The sequence below is a fragment of the Pseudomonas sp. BF-RE-22 genome (assembly GCF_019956155.1).
GTDB classification, from domain to species: domain Bacteria; phylum Pseudomonadota; class Gammaproteobacteria; order Pseudomonadales; family Pseudomonadaceae; genus Aquipseudomonas; species Aquipseudomonas migulae.
Genome location: NZ_JAHBDD010000011.1, coordinates 162,155 through 176,932 on the forward strand (window position 1 = coordinate 162,155; position 14,778 = coordinate 176,932).

A 14,778-nucleotide genomic window follows, 5' to 3' on the forward strand; every position below is an offset into this window, starting at 1 on the left:
AACGCCATGGACGCTTTTAACTACCGTGACGGCGAGCTGTTCGCGGAAGGTGTTGCCCTGTCCGCCATCGCCGAACGCTTTGGCACACCGACCTACGTCTACTCCCGCGCCCACATCGAAGCCCAGTACCTGGCGTATGCCGATGCACTGGCCGGCATGCCGCACCTGGTCTGCTTCGCGGTCAAGGCCAACTCCAACCTGGGTGTGCTGAATGTCCTGGCGCGATTGGGCGCCGGTTTTGACATCGTCTCCCGTGGCGAGCTGGAACGCGTACTGGCCGCCGGCGGCAGCGCCGACAAAATCGTGTTCTCCGGTGTCGGCAAGACCCGTGACGACATGCGTCGCGCCCTTGAAGTTGGCGTGCACTGCTTCAACGTCGAGTCCACCGATGAGCTGGAACGCCTGCAAATCGTCGCCGCCGAGCTGGGCGTTCGCGCACCGATCTCGCTGCGTGTGAACCCGGACGTCGATGCCGGCACGCACCCGTACATTTCCACCGGTCTCAAAGAGAACAAGTTCGGCATCGCCATTGCCGACGCCGAAGACGTGTACGTGCGTGCCGCGCAGCTGCCGAACCTGGAAGTGGTCGGCGTCGATTGCCACATCGGTTCCCAACTGACCACCCTGCCGCCGTTCATCGACGCCCTCGACCGCCTGCTGGGCCTGGTCGACCGCCTCGGCGATTGCGGCATCTACCTGCGCCACATCGATCTCGGTGGTGGCTTGGGCGTGCGTTATCGCGATGAAGAGCCGCCGCTGGCTGCCGACTACATCAAAGCCGTGCGCGAGCGTCTCGACGGTCGTGACCTGGCGCTGGTGTTCGAGCCGGGCCGCTTCATTGTCGCCAACGCCGGCGTGCTGCTGACTCAGGTCGAATACCTCAAGCACACCGAACACAAAGACTTCGCCATCGTCGACGCGGCCATGAACGACCTGATCCGCCCGGCGCTGTACCAGGCCTGGATGGACGTCACCGCCGTGCGCCCTCGCGCCACCGCCGCTCGTGCCTACGACATCGTCGGGCCGATCTGCGAGACCGGCGACTTCCTGGCCAAGGATCGTCAGCTGGCCCTCGAAGAAGGCGACCTGTTGGCCGTGCATTCGGCCGGCGCCTACGGGTTTGTCATGAGTTCCAACTACAACACCCGCGGCCGCGCCGCTGAAGTGTTGGTGGACGGTGATCAGGCATTTGAAGTGCGTCGCCGTGAGACGGTAGCCGAGTTGTTTGCTGGCGAAAGCCTGCTGCCGGAGTAAAACCATGCTGCTGCGTTTTACCAAGATGCACGGCCTGGGCAATGACTTCATGGTCCTCGACCTGGTCAGCCAGCACGCGCACATCCTGCCCAAGCATGCCAAGCAATGGGGCGATCGGCACACCGGCATCGGTTTCGACCAGTTGCTGATCGTCGAAGCGCCGAGTAACCCGGACGTGGATTTCCGCTATCGGATCTTCAACTCCGACGGTTCCGAAGTGGAACAGTGCGGCAACGGTGCGCGCTGTTTCGCCCGCTTCGTACTCGACAAGCGCCTGACCGCAAAACGGCAGATTCGCGTCGAAACCAAAAGTGGCATTATCGAGCTGGATATCCGCAGTGACGGCCAGATCAGCGTCGACATGGGCGCACCGCGCCTGGTGCCGGCCGACATCCCGTTCGTTGCCGACACTCAGGCGTCGAGCTACTCGCTCGACGTCGACGGCACCACGGTGGAACTCGCCGCTGTGTCGATGGGCAATCCGCACGCCGTGCTGCGTGTCAGCGATATCAACAACGCACCGGTGCATGAACTGGGGCCGAAAATCGAACACCACCCGCGCTTCCCGGCGCGGGTCAATGTCGGTTTTCTCCAGGTCATCGACCGGAACCGCGCACAGCTGCGCGTCTGGGAACGTGGCGCCGGGGAAACCCAGGCCTGCGGCACCGGCGCCTGCGCTGCTGCAGTGGCCGCGATCAGCCAGGGGTGGATGGATTCGCCGCTATTGATCGACCTGCCCGGCGGGCGTCTGTCCATTGAATGGGCAGGCCCTGGCCAACCGGTGTTGATGACCGGCCCGGCAGTCCGTGTTTATGAAGGACAAGTACGTCTTTGAGTGAGTCAAACCCATGACCGACAAGCCCCAGGTTCCCGCCCTACAGCCCGACGAATCCCCTTCCGAAAGCCTTGAGGCGGCGGCGATTGCCGCGTACCTGGAGGCTCATCCGGATTTCTTCGTCGAGCACGAAGAACTGCTCCCGGCCCTGCGCATTCCGCACCAGCGAGGCGACACCATTTCGCTGGTCGAGCGCCAGATGACCATCCTGCGCGACCGCAATATCGAGCTGCGCCATCGCCTGTCGCACTTGATGGACGTGGCCCGCGACAACGACCGTCTCTTCGACAAGACCCGCCGCCTGATTCTCGCGCTGATGGACGCCACCAGCCTGGAAGATGTGGTGATCAGCGTCGAAGACAGTCTGCGCCAGGACTTTCAGGTGCCTTTTGTCAGCCTGATCCTGCTGGGTGACAACCCGATGCCAGTTGGCCGCTGGGTGACCCACGCCGACGCGCAAACGGCCATTGGTGGTTTGCTTTCGGAAGACAAAAGCGTCAGCGGCAGCCTGCGCGAGCATGAACTGGACTTCCTGTTCGGCGAAGAGCAGCGCAAGCAGATCGGCTCGACCGCCGTCGTCGCCATCAGCCATCAAGGCATTCTCGGCGTCCTGGCCATCGCCAGCCGTGATCCGCAGCACTACAAAAGCTCGGTCGGCACGCTGTTCCTCAGCTACATCGCCGAAGTCATGGGCCGCGTGCTGCCACGGGTCAACAGCTCTCTGCGCTCGGTACGCTGATCGTGGAACGGCAACTGGACGCTTACTGCGAACACCTGCGCAGTGAGCGACAGGTGTCGCCCCACACGCTGTACGCCTACCGCCGCGACCTCGACAAAGTGTTGGGCTTCTGTGTCAAACAGAACATCGGCAGCTGGGCCGCGCTGGACATTCAGCGCCTGCGCAGCCTGATCGCCCGCCTGCATTCCCAGGGGCAATCGTCGCGCAGCCTGGCGCGCCTGCTCTCGGCCGTGCGTGGGCTCTATCACTATCTGAACCGCGAAGGTCTCTGCGATCACGATCCGGCCAATGGCCTGGCGCCGCCGAAAGGCGAGCGGCGATTGCCGAAAACCCTCGACACCGACCGAGCCCTGCAACTGCTTGAAGGTGCGGTGGAGGATGACTTTCTGGCGCGTCGGGACCAGGCGATTCTGGAGCTGTTCTATTCCTCGGGCTTGCGGCTTTCGGAGCTGACCGGGCTCAATCTCGATCAACTGGACCTGGCCGACGGCATGGTCCAGGTGCTTGGTAAAGGCAGCAAGACGCGCCTGTTGCCGGTCGGCAAAAAGGCCCGCGAAGCCCTGGAGTTGTGGCTGCCATTGCGCGGCATGACCAACCCGGCGGATGACGCCGTGTTTGTCAGCCAGCAAGGCCGGCGCCTCGGCCCTCGGGCGATTCAGGTGCGAGTCAAGGCCGCCGGTGAGCGTGAACTGGGGCAAAACCTGCATCCGCACATGTTGCGACACTCCTTCGCCAGCCACCTGCTGGAGTCCTCGCAGGACCTGCGCGCGGTGCAGGAGTTACTCGGCCACTCGGACATCAAGACCACCCAGATCTACACCCACCTGGACTTCCAGCATCTGGCGACGGTTTACGACAGCGCCCATCCACGGGCCAAACGCATTAAGGGCGATGATTCATGACGATCCAATTGATCACCTTCGACCTCGACGACACCTTGTGGGATACCGCCCCGGTCATCGTCAGCGCCGAAGCCGTATTGCGTGAATGGCTGACCGAACATGCACCGAATCTGGGCGCGGTGCCGGTGGAGCATTTGTGGGGGATTCGCGAGCGCATTCTGGGCAGCGAACCGGGCCTCAAGCATCGAATCAGCGCCTTGCGTCGCCGGGTGCTTTTCCATGCCCTGGAAGAAGCCGGTTACGGCCATGAACAGGCGTCAGACCTGGCCGATCAGAGTTTTGAAGTGTTTCTGCATGCCCGGCATCAGCTGGAAATCTTCCCGGAAGTCGAGCCGACACTGGAGACGCTGGCCAAACACTATGCACTCGGCGTCGTCACCAACGGCAATGCTGATGTCCGCCGTTTAGGGCTGGCCGACTACTTCAAATTTGCGCTGTGCGCCGAAGACATCGGCATCGCCAAACCGGATGCACGCCTGTTTCATGAGGCGCTGAAGCGTGGCGGCGCAACGGCCGCGACGGCGGTGCATATCGGCGACCATCCGGGCGATGACATTGCCGGGGCACAGCAGGCGGGGTTGCGAGCGATCTGGTTTAACCCGCAAGGCAAATTGTGGGAAGCGCAGAAAGCGCCGGACGCCGAGATTCGCAGCCTGACCGAATTGCCGGCGTTGCTGGCGCGGTGGAATGTCCATCACTGACCTTGAATTCACCACCGACCCTGTGGGAGCGAGCCTGCTCGCGATGAGGCCTTAACATTCACAATTGATGTTGACTGACACACCGCCATCGCGAGCAGGCTCGCTCCCACAGGGGATCTGCACAAGTCTCCAAACTTTTTTACAGGCATGAAAAAGCCCGCAGCGACGGCGGGCTTTTTCAGCAAGCAAGGGCAGACGCTTAGATAGGCCGGCTGCCGTACTTGTTGTCAGGCTTCTTGGGAGGATCGGCGACCACATTGGCCTCCACTTCCTGCACCTTGCCGCCCTTGGCCAGGAACTCTTCCATGGCCTTGGCCAAGGCATCGCGTTCCTTGTTTTTTGCTTCGACGCTCGGCAGCTCATCGACCGATACCGCTGCCTTGGCTTTGCCTTTGGCGGTCGGAACGGGCGCATCACCGCCGTCGTCTTCAGCGACGTCTTCCGCCGCTGCTTCCAGACCTTCTTCGGTTTCGTCGTCGTCGCCTACTTCGAGGTCGTCGTTTTCCAGATCATCGTCGCTCATGTTCTACCTCATGACTTGCGAAAAGCAGATTAGTTATAGCCCAGCTTTGCCCTCTGTCGAAGGCTGCCGGAAAAATTCAATAACCGCTGGTGACCAGCGGTTCATGCCTCTTCACCGTGCACGGTGGCGAGGACTTTACGGGCACCGCCAAAATCACGGTGCTCGCCCAGATAAACGCCTTGCCAGGTCCCTAACGCCAGTCGGCCCGCCGAAATCGGCAAACTGAGCTGACAGCCAAGCACGCTGGCCTTGAAGTGCGCCGGGAGGTCGTCCAGGCCTTCGTCGTTATGCTCATAGCCGTCTGTTCCTTGTGGGATCAGACGATTGAAAAATCGTTCGAAGTCGCGACGTACCGCCGGATCGGCGTTCTCGTTGATGGTCAACGACGCCGAGGTATGCTGCAGCCACAAATGCAACAGACCGACCCGACACGCCTTGAGTTCAGGCAGGCCGGCGAGTAACTCGTCCGTTACCAGATGAAAGCCCCGGGGCCTCGCCCGCAGGGTAATCAGAGTCTGTTGCCACATACAGTTCTCCGCACGTTCGGGGCGCATTCTAGCGCGCTCTGGGAAAAAACAAAGGCCCTAATATTCCTTCAATCATGTAAGCCATTGGCCGCAGAAAAACGCCCGCCGTAAACACCACTAAACGTGTACGAAAAAACCTTTCAGCAGTCCTCACACTGACAAACTCCAGACAAAAAAATGCCCGGCAAGCCGGGCAAGTTTTTTATGCGCGTCTTACAAGTTGTAGCCGCGTTCGTTGTGAAGCGCCAGATCGATGCCGACAGCCTCTTCTTCTTCGGTGATACGCAGACCCATGACAGCGTCCAGTACCTTGAGAATGATGTAGGTGACGATTGCGGTGTAGATCACCGTGAAGCCCACGCCTTTGCACTGAATCCAGACTTGTGCGGCGATGTCGGTGACGGTGCCGAAGCCACCCAGCGACGGTGCGGCGAACACACCGGTCAGGATCGCGCCGAGGATACCGCCGATACCGTGCACGCCGAAGGCGTCCAGGGAATCGTCATAACCGAGTTTGCGTTTCAGGGTGGTGGCGCAGAAGAAGCACACCACGCCCGCTGCCAGACCGATCACCAGCGCGCCCATCGGGCCCACGGTGCCAGCGGCCGGGGTGATTGCAACCAGACCGGCGACCACACCAGAGGCGATACCCAGTGCACTTGGCTTGCCGTGGGTGACCCACTCGGCAAACATCCAGCCCAGTGCGGCGGCGGCGGTGGCGATCTGAGTCACGAGCATCGCCATGCCGGCAGTGCCGTTGGCCGCTGCGGCGGAACCGGCGTTGAAGCCGAACCAGCCGACCCACAGCATGGCTGCGCCCATCAGGGTGTAACCGAGGTTGTGCGGTGCCATCGGGGTGGTCGGGAAGCCTTTGCGCTTGCCGAGCACGATGCACGCCACCAGACCGGCCACACCGGCGTTGATGTGCACCACGGTGCCGCCAGCGAAATCGAGCACGCCCCAGTCCCACATCAGGCCGCCGTTGCCGGACCAGACCATGTGCGCGATCGGTGCATAAACCAGAGTGAACCAGATGCCCATGAAGATCAGCATCGCGGAGAACTTCATCCGCTCAGCGAAGGCACCGACGATCAGCGCCGGGGTGATGATGGCGAACGTCATCTGGAAGGTGATGAACACCGCCTCAGGGAACAACGCCGCAGGCCCCGTCAGGCTGGCGGGGGTGACACCGGCGAGGAAAGCCTTGCCCATGCCGCCGAAGAAGGAGTTGAAGTTGACGACGCCCTGTTCCATGCCGGTGGTGTCGAACGCGATGCTGTAGCCATAAATGACCCACAGGACGCTGATCAGACCGGTAATGGCAAAGCACTGCATCATCACGGAAAGAATGTTTTTGGAGCGAACCATGCCGCCGTAGAACAGCGCGAGGCCGGGAATGGTCATGAACAGCACGAGGGCTGTCGAGGTCAGCATCCAGGCGGTGTCGCCGGAATTGAGGACTGGGGCCGCCACTTCGTCTGCCGCCATGGCCAGGCTGGGCATTACGAGGGACAACAGGGCTCCTAGCCCTGCGAATTTACGCAGAGTCATATTGTTTTCTCCTGGGGCGTTGGGGTTTGTGGCGGCTTAAATCGCGTCGGTATCGGTTTCGCCGGTACGGATGCGAATCGCCTGTTCCAGATTGACCACGAAGATCTTGCCGTCACCGATCTTGCCGGTGTTGGCTGCCTTGGTTATCGCCTCGATAACCCGATCAAGATCCTTGTCGTCAATGGCGACATCGATCTTCACCTTGGGCAGGAAATCGACCACATATTCCGCGCCGCGATACAGCTCGGTGTGACCCTTCTGCCGCCCGAAGCCTTTGACTTCGGTAACGGTAATGCCCTGCACGCCGATCTCGGACAGCGATTCGCGCACGTCGTCCAACTTGAACGGCTTGATGATGGCAGTGACTAGCTTCATGAAAACTCTCTCCCGAATTGGTGGACTTGCCCCAGGAAAACAAACCCGGCTCAAGTCTAAGCGCAGTGCCTGGCTTTGTAACGCATCGTCGGCCTTACCTGCCCGTCCGACGCCAGCTAACCGCTCCGCACGAAACTCTTCCCCCGTTTCGCTTGGCGCACTGCATTCGTCACATCGACTGCATCAGTGCATGGGTCACTACCGTCTAAGCAGAAAGCTTGCCATCTCCACAAAACCCTCAGTTTTCAAGCTCTTGGCCGTAGATACCCACCACATCGCTGCAACACCGGACGCGTTACGCACAACAACGGTGCGGCACCGTCCGTCCGCATGCGCGAAAAGCGTGCATCCCTGCGGTCGGGATTGACTATAGACACTGCGTGATACACTGCCCGCCATTGTTTCCAGGACCTTTCCCATGCTCGCGCCCAAAGATTTCCTCGACGCCTTGACCGGCACAGCCTCCCGCCTCTTCAGCGGCGACACCCCACTGCCGAAAAGCGAAATCGAAAGCCAGTTCAAGGCGTTGCTGCAAAGCGGCTTCAGCAAACTGGACCTGGTGAGCCGGGAAGAATTCGATAGCCAGATGGTTGTGCTGGCACGCACGCGGGCACGCCTGGAAAGCCTGGAAGCGAAGGTTGCCGAGCTGGAAGCAAAGCTCAATCCCCCAACCGAGTAACCCCGCAAATCCCACTTTGAAACCCGATCCACTGTGGGAGCGAGCCTGCTCGCGATTGAAGGTCGGAACGACCTTCAGATTCATCTGTAGGAAATGGTGCCAAGGGCGATCCCAAGCCCTCAAAAATCCCGGCACCTTCCTACAACAAAACCACCGCCGTCCGATTGCGTCGCCAAGTATCCGGCCTCTAAGCTCATCCCCAGCTGAATATTCAGTTCTGGGTTTGGCGACCCGGAAGACCCCGACGCACCGCGACCACATTCGACCGAGGAACTTATTCCCATCTCGAATTATGGCGGCTATGCGTGGGAGACCTTCGGGTCTGCCGGTTCTCGGGCGTCACCGGTTCGCCAACCCGCGCATGGCTGCCACCCTTTTCGTTTGGCGACGATCAGAGGCAGTTTTCTTCATTTGATCCCGAGAACTGCACGATGGACGAAAACTATCTGATCCCCCACGTCTTCACCCGCCACAAACTCCACCTCCACGCCCTCCTCCTCCAAAACCAACCCTGGCTCAGCGCCCGCGACCTCGGCCGCTTCCTGCGCCTCTACCTCGACGACCGCGCCGTCCGCAAACTCGATCCCGACCAACGCCAGTCCGCACAAATGCTCATCCACGGCAGAATCGAAAACACGCTATTGATCAGCGAATCCGGCGTCTACGCACTACTGATCTACCACTACTGCCCCGAACACCGAGCCCTGCGCGAATGGCTGACCCACGACGTAGTGCCAGCCCTCAGAGACGCAGAACAACCCACCTCAACCGAACGCCCCATCCTGAGCCTGCTGAACTGGCCGGAAATGTCGCTGAGTTTGCTGCACTGGAATAACCAGCCGTGGATTCGGTTGCAGGATGTTCCGCAAATGTTGCCGAGCGCAGAGCAGACGCAGCGCCCGGTCAACGTGCCATGGTGGAAAAAAGCTTCGCGAGCGTTGCACTCGCTTTAAGCGCTCATCCACGCTCGATTTCGGCGCTGCGATGATCGTAGCTCGATTGCAGATTCAGCCAGAATTCGGGCGTGGTGTTCAACAGCATGGAAAGCTTCTTTGCCAGACCCGCGCTGACATCGCTCTGCTGCTTTACTACGTCGATCAATTCAGCCTCCGGCTCGCCCAACGAGCGAGCTAAAGCCGCGCTTGTAATGCCCAGCGGCTTCAGAAACTCCTCGCTGAGAACTTCACCTGGATGAATCGGCCGCATTCCAATCCGGTTCATTTACGCCTCCTATGGCTTCATTTATCCGTGATCATAAGCAGCAACCTTCATCTGGCAAGACCATCCGAGAGCTTTCACTGACGTCCTTCACCTATCTAGGCACGGTCCTACAAAAAGCAGCTCCATAGCCTGATTTATCAGTGCCCCAACTCCTTTTAGGCTTTCTGCTCTGATCTTCAAAAGACACTTACAATGAGAAGAAAAGGGAAAGGCACCGACCTTCGGAACCAAACTTACAAATCCGAAGCACGAAAGCTCGCCTATAAAATCTTCGTCAAAGACTGTAAATCACGGGCGATGAGACTCAACACCGAGGCGGTCCGGTTCGACCCAATCACCCCGACTGCGATTGTTGCCTGTCACCCGTGGATGGAAGCGGCGCTCTACCCCTGGGAAAGCGTGCCAGATTGGAAGTGCAAAGATGCAAAGGGACTGGATTTAGCCATCTGGTACGAACAAAAACTATGTGGTCTGTGTTACGCCACTCCGCGTAAAAGCACCATTTGCATAAAGATCGTTCTTTTGCAGGGCCACCCAGACAGGTTTCATCCTCTTCGTGGCTTGATCGCACCAATAGCGCTGCTGGCTACAGATACCTATGCACGAATGCTTGGATACAACGAAATAGAGATTCAGGACCCTGACCCGAATGTCGTCCCCTACTACCAGAATCTTGGATTCAGATTCGACCAGGCCAATCGCCTTGTCATTTACTTGGACGATTAATAGTATCGAGCTAAGCCACCAGGCACTGGAGGTGTCCATGATCCACAAAAAGCGAAAAGCCAGGCTGTTGCTCATTGTTCAATATCATGCGGAAGCGCTTCGGCTAGCTGGCAATATTTCAGCTAATCAACAACGATTCCTTGACGTCGCCGCGACTCACGGCAAAGAACTTGAGCCTCCGGGCCTGCTTGCCGGAAAAAGAGCCTGAATCTGTCTACCAATGAAACCGCCTGAATGGCGGTTTTTTTTGTCTGCCAGCCCGTCCGCTGATGCTTTGCAACACCCTGCGATAATTCACCGTCCGACCTGCCACGCGAAATCACGCCCTCCCGACTAACCTTAAAAAACCCGCAGGAAGCGGCTTCCCGTAACGCTCAAGGAACGACCATGTCCCTCTCCATCGTCCACAGCCGCGCCCAAATCGGCGTGGATGCGCCCGCCGTCACCGTCGAAGTCCATCTGGCCAACGGCTTGCCGTCCCTGACCATGGTCGGTTTACCCGAAGCAGCGGTGAAGGAAAGCAAGGATCGGGTGCGCAGTGCGATCATCAACTCAGGCCTGCAATTCCCGGCGCGGCGCATCACGCTGAATCTCGCCCCCGCCGACCTACCAAAAGACGGCGGACGATTCGATCTGGCGATTGCCTTGGGGATTCTGTCCGCCAGCGTGCAGGTGCCAACGCTGACACTGGATGATGTGGAATGTCTCGGAGAACTGGCGTTGTCAGGCGCGGTACGTGCCGTGCGGGGCGTGTTGCCGGCCGCACTGGCGGCACGCAAGGCCGGGCGCTCGCTGATGGTGCCGCGGGCGAATGCCGAGGAGGCGTGCCTGGCGTCGGGGTTGAAGGTGATCGCGGTGGATCATTTGCTGGAAGCGGTCGCGCACTTCAATGGGCACACACCGGTCGAGCCTTACGTGTCCAACGGTTTGCTTTACGCCAGTAAACCCTATCCAGACTTGAACGAAGTACAGGGCCAACTTTCAGCCAAGCGCGCATTGCTGATCGCGGCGGCGGGCGCTCATAACTTGCTGTTCAGCGGACCACCTGGCACCGGAAAAACCCTTCTGGCGAGTCGTTTGCCAGGACTGCTTCCACCCCTGGCCGAACATGAAGCGCTGGAAGTCGCCGCCATTCAATCCGTCACCAGTTGCGTGCCCTTGAGCCACTGGCCGCAAAGGCCCTTCCGCCAACCCCATCACTCCGCCTCCGGCCCGGCGCTGGTGGGCGGCGGTTCGAAGCCGCAACCTGGCGAAATCACCCTCGCCCATCATGGCGTTCTATTCCTCGACGAACTGCCGGAATTCGATCGCAAGGTGCTGGAGGTTTTGCGAGAGCCGCTGGAGTCCGGCCATATCGTGATTTCCCGCGCCAAGGATCGCGTGAGGTTTCCGGCCCGCTTTCAATTGGTGGCCGCGATGAACCCGTGTCCCTGTGGATATCTTGGCGAACCGAGTGGCAAATGCAGTTGTACACCGGACATGGTCCAGCGCTACCGCAACAAACTGTCAGGACCATTGCTGGACCGTATCGACCTGCACCTGACCGTCGCCCGGGAAGCCACGGCGCTGAATCCTGCACTCAAACCCGGCGATGACACCGCCACTGCCGCGTTGCTGGTCGCCGACGCCAGAGAGCGTCAACACAAACGCCAGGGCTGCGCGAACGCTTTCCTTGATCTGCCGGGCCTGCGCAAACACTGCACGTTATCCACAATCGACGAAACCTGGCTGGAAACAGCGTGCGAACGACTGACCCTGTCGTTGAGGTCTGCGCATCGACTGCTCAAGGTCGCACGAACCCTCGCAGACCTTGAGCAGGTCGATGGCATCACCCGTGGTCATCTGGCTGAAGCGCTGCAATACCGGCCAACCTCCAGCTGATGAAATCACTCCTTCGTCAGATCCACCAACGGCGTCTGCCGAACCTCGGTTTCCCGCCCGCCCTGAATGTCACTCACCCGCTTCAGCGCCTGGTCCACAGCGCCCTTGTCCGCCAACAAGCTGTAACTGATCTGAAACTGCTTGTGCTCCTTCGGCGCAATCGTCGGCACCAGCCCCAGCGGCCGCTGATAGCGCCGGTTATAGGAAAAGCTGGTCCCCGGTTCGAGACCGGTGACATAGCCCTGGCCTTGGGTATCGGTGTTTTTCCACAGCGAAAACACGGGCAGCGTTTTAGTGTTAAAGCCGACCGAAACGCCGAGGCTACCTGCCTTGTTATGCAACACCGTCAACGTGTCACCCTTGGCGTCGCCATACGGCACCACGTTGTAAACCGTCTCGTCGTAGTCCTTGGTCGGCGCGCGGTAAGTCTGCCAGTCCGGCAGATCGCCTTTGGCCTTGTCGTTGAACGGCGACACCTGTTTGACCGGCGCAACGAAACGGGCGCCCTGCTCCAGGAATGGCGTGCTGAAATTACTGTGGTACAGCGCCTGATATTCCTTCGGATAGTCGCCGTTGTTGGTCAGGGTATCGTTGAGCGTGAACGCTGCGCTGCCGGGCTCAGTGACCAGCTCGGTAATCACCGAGAAGTCGACTTTCTTGAAGGCCTGTTCTTTCAGTTCGCCACGCAGGCTGATGGCATAAGGCGGTTTTTCGTCGATATGCAGCGTGACTGTGCTGGCCGGAATGTTGGCAGCACGGCCATGCAGGGTCAGCAGTTCGCCGTTGTCGACGCCGGGGTGGCCGACCCATTCGTAGCCGCAACGGGTGACCAGCTCATTGAAACCTTCGAGCCAGCCGAGTCCGCCGCGACCGTTGAGCTCAATGAAGGACGGATTGACCACGTCTTTGACCGGCGAATCCCAGCCCATGCGCACATTGCCGACCGATGCCTGCAGGACGTTCATGCCACGGGTCGGCACCACCGAGAGTTTCATCGTGCCGTTATCGATGTCGACGATGCTGACACCCTCCTGCCGACCACCGTGCAAGTTACGAAGGGTCACGGAGAAGGGTTTGTCGGTTTTCACACCGAGTTGCTGGCTGGTGATCTGCCAGTTTTGAGCAGCCTTGTCGCTGTCGAGCAGGACGTAATCCCAAGCCATGGCGTGGGAGGCGGACAGAGCGCCAAAGGCAACGACGAATTTGAGCGGAGTCATGGGGAGGCCTTTCTTGGAGTTGTGCATTTTTTATAGCGCTGATGAAACGATTCAGCAAGCTTAAAAAGCTTACACCCAAGCCTTCCCAAGCCAATTTAAATTGACCCCATGCAACCTCTGCACGCTTACGCTAGTCTCATACGGTTTTGGACCTCCGGATGATTGACGGCGACATCATTATGACATTAAGGTCGCCAGCTAATTGCAGGAGCAAGAACAGACAACTTTGTCTGTCATTTTTGCGCAACAGAACATATGGAGTTTGAATGCGCGGGGCACTATTACGCAGCGGTAAGAGCGGGTCATTCACAGCCTTGGGCGAAACAGGTCAACCGGTATACCGGGCGGCCCTGCAATTGCGCGAAGCCATTCGCCGCAAGAACCCCGAAATGGTCGATCATCTGGCCATCCCTCAAAGCGATGAGCTCGGTAACCAGATCGATTGGTACAGCGGCCTCGACGGCGATGTGATCCCGTGGAGCAGTGCGACCGAAGAAGAACGCGTCCCTGCCCGCCGCCAACTTGAAGCGCTGAAAACCGCGCTCGAGGAATTGAGCCAGCGTTTCCTGGGCACTGAATCCGGCGAACAGCAGCAAGGCGACAAAGCCGTGTTCGGCAAGCTGCTCAAGCGCGTGATTCATTTCCCCGATGAGAATTTCGTCTACCTGGTGCAAGGCAAGCCGGTGCTGACCTTTTGGGGTTTCGAGCATGCCGGTACCGGTAATCGCGATCCCCTGCACTGCCTCTATCAGGTTCCGCCCGCGTTTACGCTGCCCCCGGTGGTCGAAGCCGCGCCTGTCGTTGCGCCCGTCGTGCCGGTGGTTGCTCGTCCGTGGTGGCGTCGCTGGTGGTGGCTGTTGCTGCTGCCGTTCCTGCTACTGCTTTTGTGGCTGTTGCTTGGTCTGCGTGGTTGCGTGCCGATTCCGTTGGTGGCGGTAGACCTGCTGCCTGAGGGCATCGTGCCGGTGGAAAAACAGCTGGAAGAACCGCAACTGACCGGCAATACCACGACGCTGAACGGCGTTCCGGTGACGGGCACCGTTGTAGGCTCTACCACTGGAACCGGCACCGGTACCGCCGTGACCGAAACCCAAGGAGTGGAAGCGCCGGCGGTCGAGGGCAACGAGGCAGATGCAGCGCCGGCCGACCTGGCCAAAGACCCAGCCAAAGACCCGGCAGCCGAATCGCCCGCCACCCCGCCCGAAAACAAAACCGCGCCGCCGGATATCACTTCGCCCGAGGCCGAAAAATCCGCCGCCGCAAAACCCGGCCCTCCCCTGAGCATTCCACCGGACGCCGCCGACGGTGCCGCCAAGTTCCTCGACGGTCAGTTCCGCGCCGGCGCCGGTATTCAGGACCGCCGGACCGGCAAACCGCTGCGTCTGGAATACCAGCTCAAGGACGGTAAGGGCGAAGTCACCGTACACCAGGCCGACGGCACGAAATGCACCGGGCCGGTGAGCGCTACTATGAAGGGTGGCAGCTTGGCCATCGACAGTCAGGGCCAGGCCGTGTGTGGCGATGGCAGCACTTACGACATGCCCAAGGTCAACTGCCGCAAAGGGGCGACCACAGTCGCAGACTGCACCGGCGGTTACGGCAAAGAACAATTCCCCATGTCCATGCGGCACGTGGCCGAATAAAAAC

General features: G+C 59.8%; 17 protein-coding genes. 11 read left to right on the forward strand and 6 right to left on the reverse strand.

The annotated features are described in order from the left end of the window. Window positions 1-6: 6 nt before the first annotated feature. Genes lysA through KGA82_RS07355 form a run of 5 tightly spaced genes read left to right on the forward strand, consistent with a single transcriptional unit; the run spans window position 7 to window position 4,431 of the window. Window positions 7-1,254 (forward strand): diaminopimelate decarboxylase, encoded by a 1,248-nt coding sequence (lysA, locus tag KGA82_RS07335; RefSeq protein WP_008040631.1) that lies wholly within the window; start codon window positions 7-9, stop codon window positions 1,252-1,254. 4 nt (window positions 1,255-1,258) lie between these two features. Next, window positions 1,259-2,089 (forward strand): diaminopimelate epimerase, encoded by an 831-nt coding sequence (gene dapF / locus KGA82_RS07340; RefSeq protein ID WP_223415412.1) that lies wholly within the window; start codon window positions 1,259-1,261, stop codon window positions 2,087-2,089. Window positions 2,090-2,102: 13 nt separating this feature from the next. Continuing rightward, on the forward strand, window positions 2,103-2,828 hold the full coding sequence (locus KGA82_RS07345; protein ID WP_008024376.1) for a DUF484 family protein: 726 nt from the start codon (window positions 2,103-2,105) through the stop codon (window positions 2,826-2,828). Between the two features lie 2 nt (window positions 2,829-2,830). Continuing rightward, complete coding sequence (gene xerC / locus KGA82_RS07350; protein WP_223450040.1) at window positions 2,831-3,730, forward strand: tyrosine recombinase XerC; 900 nt, start codon at window positions 2,831-2,833, stop codon at window positions 3,728-3,730. Further along, entirely contained in the window at window positions 3,727-4,431 is a 705-nt protein-coding gene (locus KGA82_RS07355) for an HAD family hydrolase (RefSeq protein ID WP_207284929.1), read from the forward strand. The genes xerC and KGA82_RS07355 overlap by 4 nt, the downstream gene beginning before the upstream one ends. A gap of 199 nt (window positions 4,432-4,630) precedes the next feature. On the opposite strand, the gene sutA is transcribed toward KGA82_RS07355, so the two are convergent. The 4 genes from sutA to glnK all read right to left on the reverse strand — a co-directional run bounded on the left by sutA (window position 4,631) and on the right by glnK (window position 7,407). Further along, window positions 4,631-4,954: a transcriptional regulator SutA gene (gene sutA, locus KGA82_RS07360; protein WP_008030496.1), complete on the reverse strand. Its 324-nt coding sequence runs from the start codon at window positions 4,952-4,954 to the stop codon at window positions 4,631-4,633. 101 nt (window positions 4,955-5,055) lie between these two features. Further along, the gene (locus KGA82_RS07365) at window positions 5,056-5,481 is read right to left on the reverse strand and encodes a secondary thiamine-phosphate synthase enzyme YjbQ (protein ID WP_008030499.1); all 426 of its coding nucleotides are present in this window, start codon (window positions 5,479-5,481) and stop codon (window positions 5,056-5,058) included. Window positions 5,482-5,694: 213 nt separating this feature from the next. Next, window positions 5,695-7,032 (reverse strand): ammonium transporter, encoded by a 1,338-nt coding sequence (locus tag KGA82_RS07370; RefSeq protein WP_008030500.1) that lies wholly within the window; start codon window positions 7,030-7,032, stop codon window positions 5,695-5,697. Window positions 7,033-7,068: 36 nt separating this feature from the next. Further along, the gene (gene glnK, locus KGA82_RS07375; protein ID WP_002555808.1) at window positions 7,069-7,407 is read right to left on the reverse strand and encodes a P-II family nitrogen regulator; all 339 of its coding nucleotides are present in this window, start codon (window positions 7,405-7,407) and stop codon (window positions 7,069-7,071) included. 418 nt (window positions 7,408-7,825) lie between these two features. Here glnK and KGA82_RS07380 point away from each other — a divergent pair, with 418 nt between their 5' ends. Both KGA82_RS07380 and KGA82_RS07385 read left to right on the forward strand, forming a co-directional pair. Beyond that, window positions 7,826-8,086 carry an accessory factor UbiK family protein gene (locus tag KGA82_RS07380; protein ID WP_008030504.1) on the forward strand — a complete coding sequence of 87 codons (261 nt, stop codon included), beginning with the start codon at window positions 7,826-7,828 and terminating at the stop codon, window positions 8,084-8,086. A gap of 431 nt (window positions 8,087-8,517) precedes the next feature. Next, window positions 8,518-9,039, forward strand: coding sequence for a Bro-N domain-containing protein (locus KGA82_RS07385; RefSeq protein WP_223450041.1), 522 nt, complete (start codon window positions 8,518-8,520; stop codon window positions 9,037-9,039). Window positions 9,040-9,043: 4 nt separating this feature from the next. Here the strand turns inward: KGA82_RS07385 and KGA82_RS07390 are convergent, their stop codons facing one another. Next, window positions 9,044-9,307, reverse strand: a complete 264-nt coding sequence (locus tag KGA82_RS07390) for a HigA family addiction module antitoxin (RefSeq protein WP_207284931.1) — start codon at window positions 9,305-9,307, stop codon at window positions 9,044-9,046. Between the two features lie 192 nt (window positions 9,308-9,499). Between KGA82_RS07390 and KGA82_RS07395 the strand changes: the two genes are divergently transcribed. From KGA82_RS07395 to KGA82_RS07405, 3 genes are all read left to right on the forward strand, one after another. After that, on the forward strand, window positions 9,500-10,033 hold the full coding sequence (locus KGA82_RS07395; protein WP_008030511.1) for a hypothetical protein: 534 nt from the start codon (window positions 9,500-9,502) through the stop codon (window positions 10,031-10,033). 37 nt (window positions 10,034-10,070) lie between these two features. Next, window positions 10,071-10,241 (forward strand): hypothetical protein, encoded by a 171-nt coding sequence (locus KGA82_RS07400; RefSeq protein WP_177318887.1) that lies wholly within the window; start codon window positions 10,071-10,073, stop codon window positions 10,239-10,241. 179 nt (window positions 10,242-10,420) lie between these two features. Next, complete coding sequence (locus KGA82_RS07405; protein ID WP_008037951.1) at window positions 10,421-11,914, forward strand: YifB family Mg chelatase-like AAA ATPase; 1,494 nt, start codon at window positions 10,421-10,423, stop codon at window positions 11,912-11,914. A 5-nt stretch (window positions 11,915-11,919) separates the two neighbouring features. On the opposite strand, the gene KGA82_RS07410 is transcribed toward KGA82_RS07405, so the two are convergent. Next, window positions 11,920-13,131, reverse strand: a complete 1,212-nt coding sequence (locus tag KGA82_RS07410; protein WP_223450042.1) for an aldose 1-epimerase family protein — start codon at window positions 13,129-13,131, stop codon at window positions 11,920-11,922. A 266-nt stretch (window positions 13,132-13,397) separates the two neighbouring features. On the opposite strand from KGA82_RS07410, the gene KGA82_RS07415 reads away from it, so the two are divergent. Continuing rightward, window positions 13,398-14,774: an SrfA family protein gene (locus tag KGA82_RS07415; protein WP_223450043.1), complete on the forward strand. Its 1,377-nt coding sequence runs from the start codon at window positions 13,398-13,400 to the stop codon at window positions 14,772-14,774. Window positions 14,775-14,778 lie beyond the last annotated feature (4 nt).

Excerpts from the sequence above, each read along its gene's own strand:
- KGA82_RS07400 (WP_177318887.1), top strand. The coding sequence starts at position 10,071 with ATGATCCACAAAAAGCGAAAAGCCAGGCTGTTGCTCATTGTTCAATAT.
- KGA82_RS07385 (WP_223450041.1), top strand. The coding sequence starts at position 8,518 with ATGGACGAAAACTATCTGATCCCCCACGTCTTCACCCGCCACAAACTC.
- sutA (WP_008030496.1), bottom strand. The coding sequence starts at position 4,954 with ATGAGCGACGATGATCTGGAAAACGACGACCTCGAAGTAGGCGACGAC.
- KGA82_RS07370 (WP_008030500.1), bottom strand. The coding sequence starts at position 7,032 with ATGACTCTGCGTAAATTCGCAGGGCTAGGAGCCCTGTTGTCCCTCGTA.
- KGA82_RS07355 (WP_207284929.1), top strand. The coding sequence starts at position 3,727 with ATGACGATCCAATTGATCACCTTCGACCTCGACGACACCTTGTGGGAT.
- KGA82_RS07395 (WP_008030511.1), top strand. The coding sequence starts at position 9,500 with ATGAGAAGAAAAGGGAAAGGCACCGACCTTCGGAACCAAACTTACAAA.
- KGA82_RS07405 (WP_008037951.1), top strand. The coding sequence starts at position 10,421 with ATGTCCCTCTCCATCGTCCACAGCCGCGCCCAAATCGGCGTGGATGCG.
- KGA82_RS07365 (WP_008030499.1), bottom strand. The coding sequence starts at position 5,481 with ATGTGGCAACAGACTCTGATTACCCTGCGGGCGAGGCCCCGGGGCTTT.
- KGA82_RS07410 (WP_223450042.1), bottom strand. The coding sequence starts at position 13,131 with ATGACTCCGCTCAAATTCGTCGTTGCCTTTGGCGCTCTGTCCGCCTCC.
- KGA82_RS07415 (WP_223450043.1), top strand. The coding sequence starts at position 13,398 with ATGCGCGGGGCACTATTACGCAGCGGTAAGAGCGGGTCATTCACAGCC.
- KGA82_RS07345 (WP_008024376.1), top strand. The coding sequence starts at position 2,103 with ATGACCGACAAGCCCCAGGTTCCCGCCCTACAGCCCGACGAATCCCCT.
- KGA82_RS07390 (WP_207284931.1), bottom strand. The coding sequence starts at position 9,307 with ATGAACCGGATTGGAATGCGGCCGATTCATCCAGGTGAAGTTCTCAGC.
- KGA82_RS07380 (WP_008030504.1), top strand. The coding sequence starts at position 7,826 with ATGCTCGCGCCCAAAGATTTCCTCGACGCCTTGACCGGCACAGCCTCC.
- lysA (WP_008040631.1), top strand. The coding sequence starts at position 7 with ATGGACGCTTTTAACTACCGTGACGGCGAGCTGTTCGCGGAAGGTGTT.
- dapF (WP_223415412.1), top strand. The coding sequence starts at position 1,259 with ATGCTGCTGCGTTTTACCAAGATGCACGGCCTGGGCAATGACTTCATG.
- glnK (WP_002555808.1), bottom strand. The coding sequence starts at position 7,407 with ATGAAGCTAGTCACTGCCATCATCAAGCCGTTCAAGTTGGACGACGTG.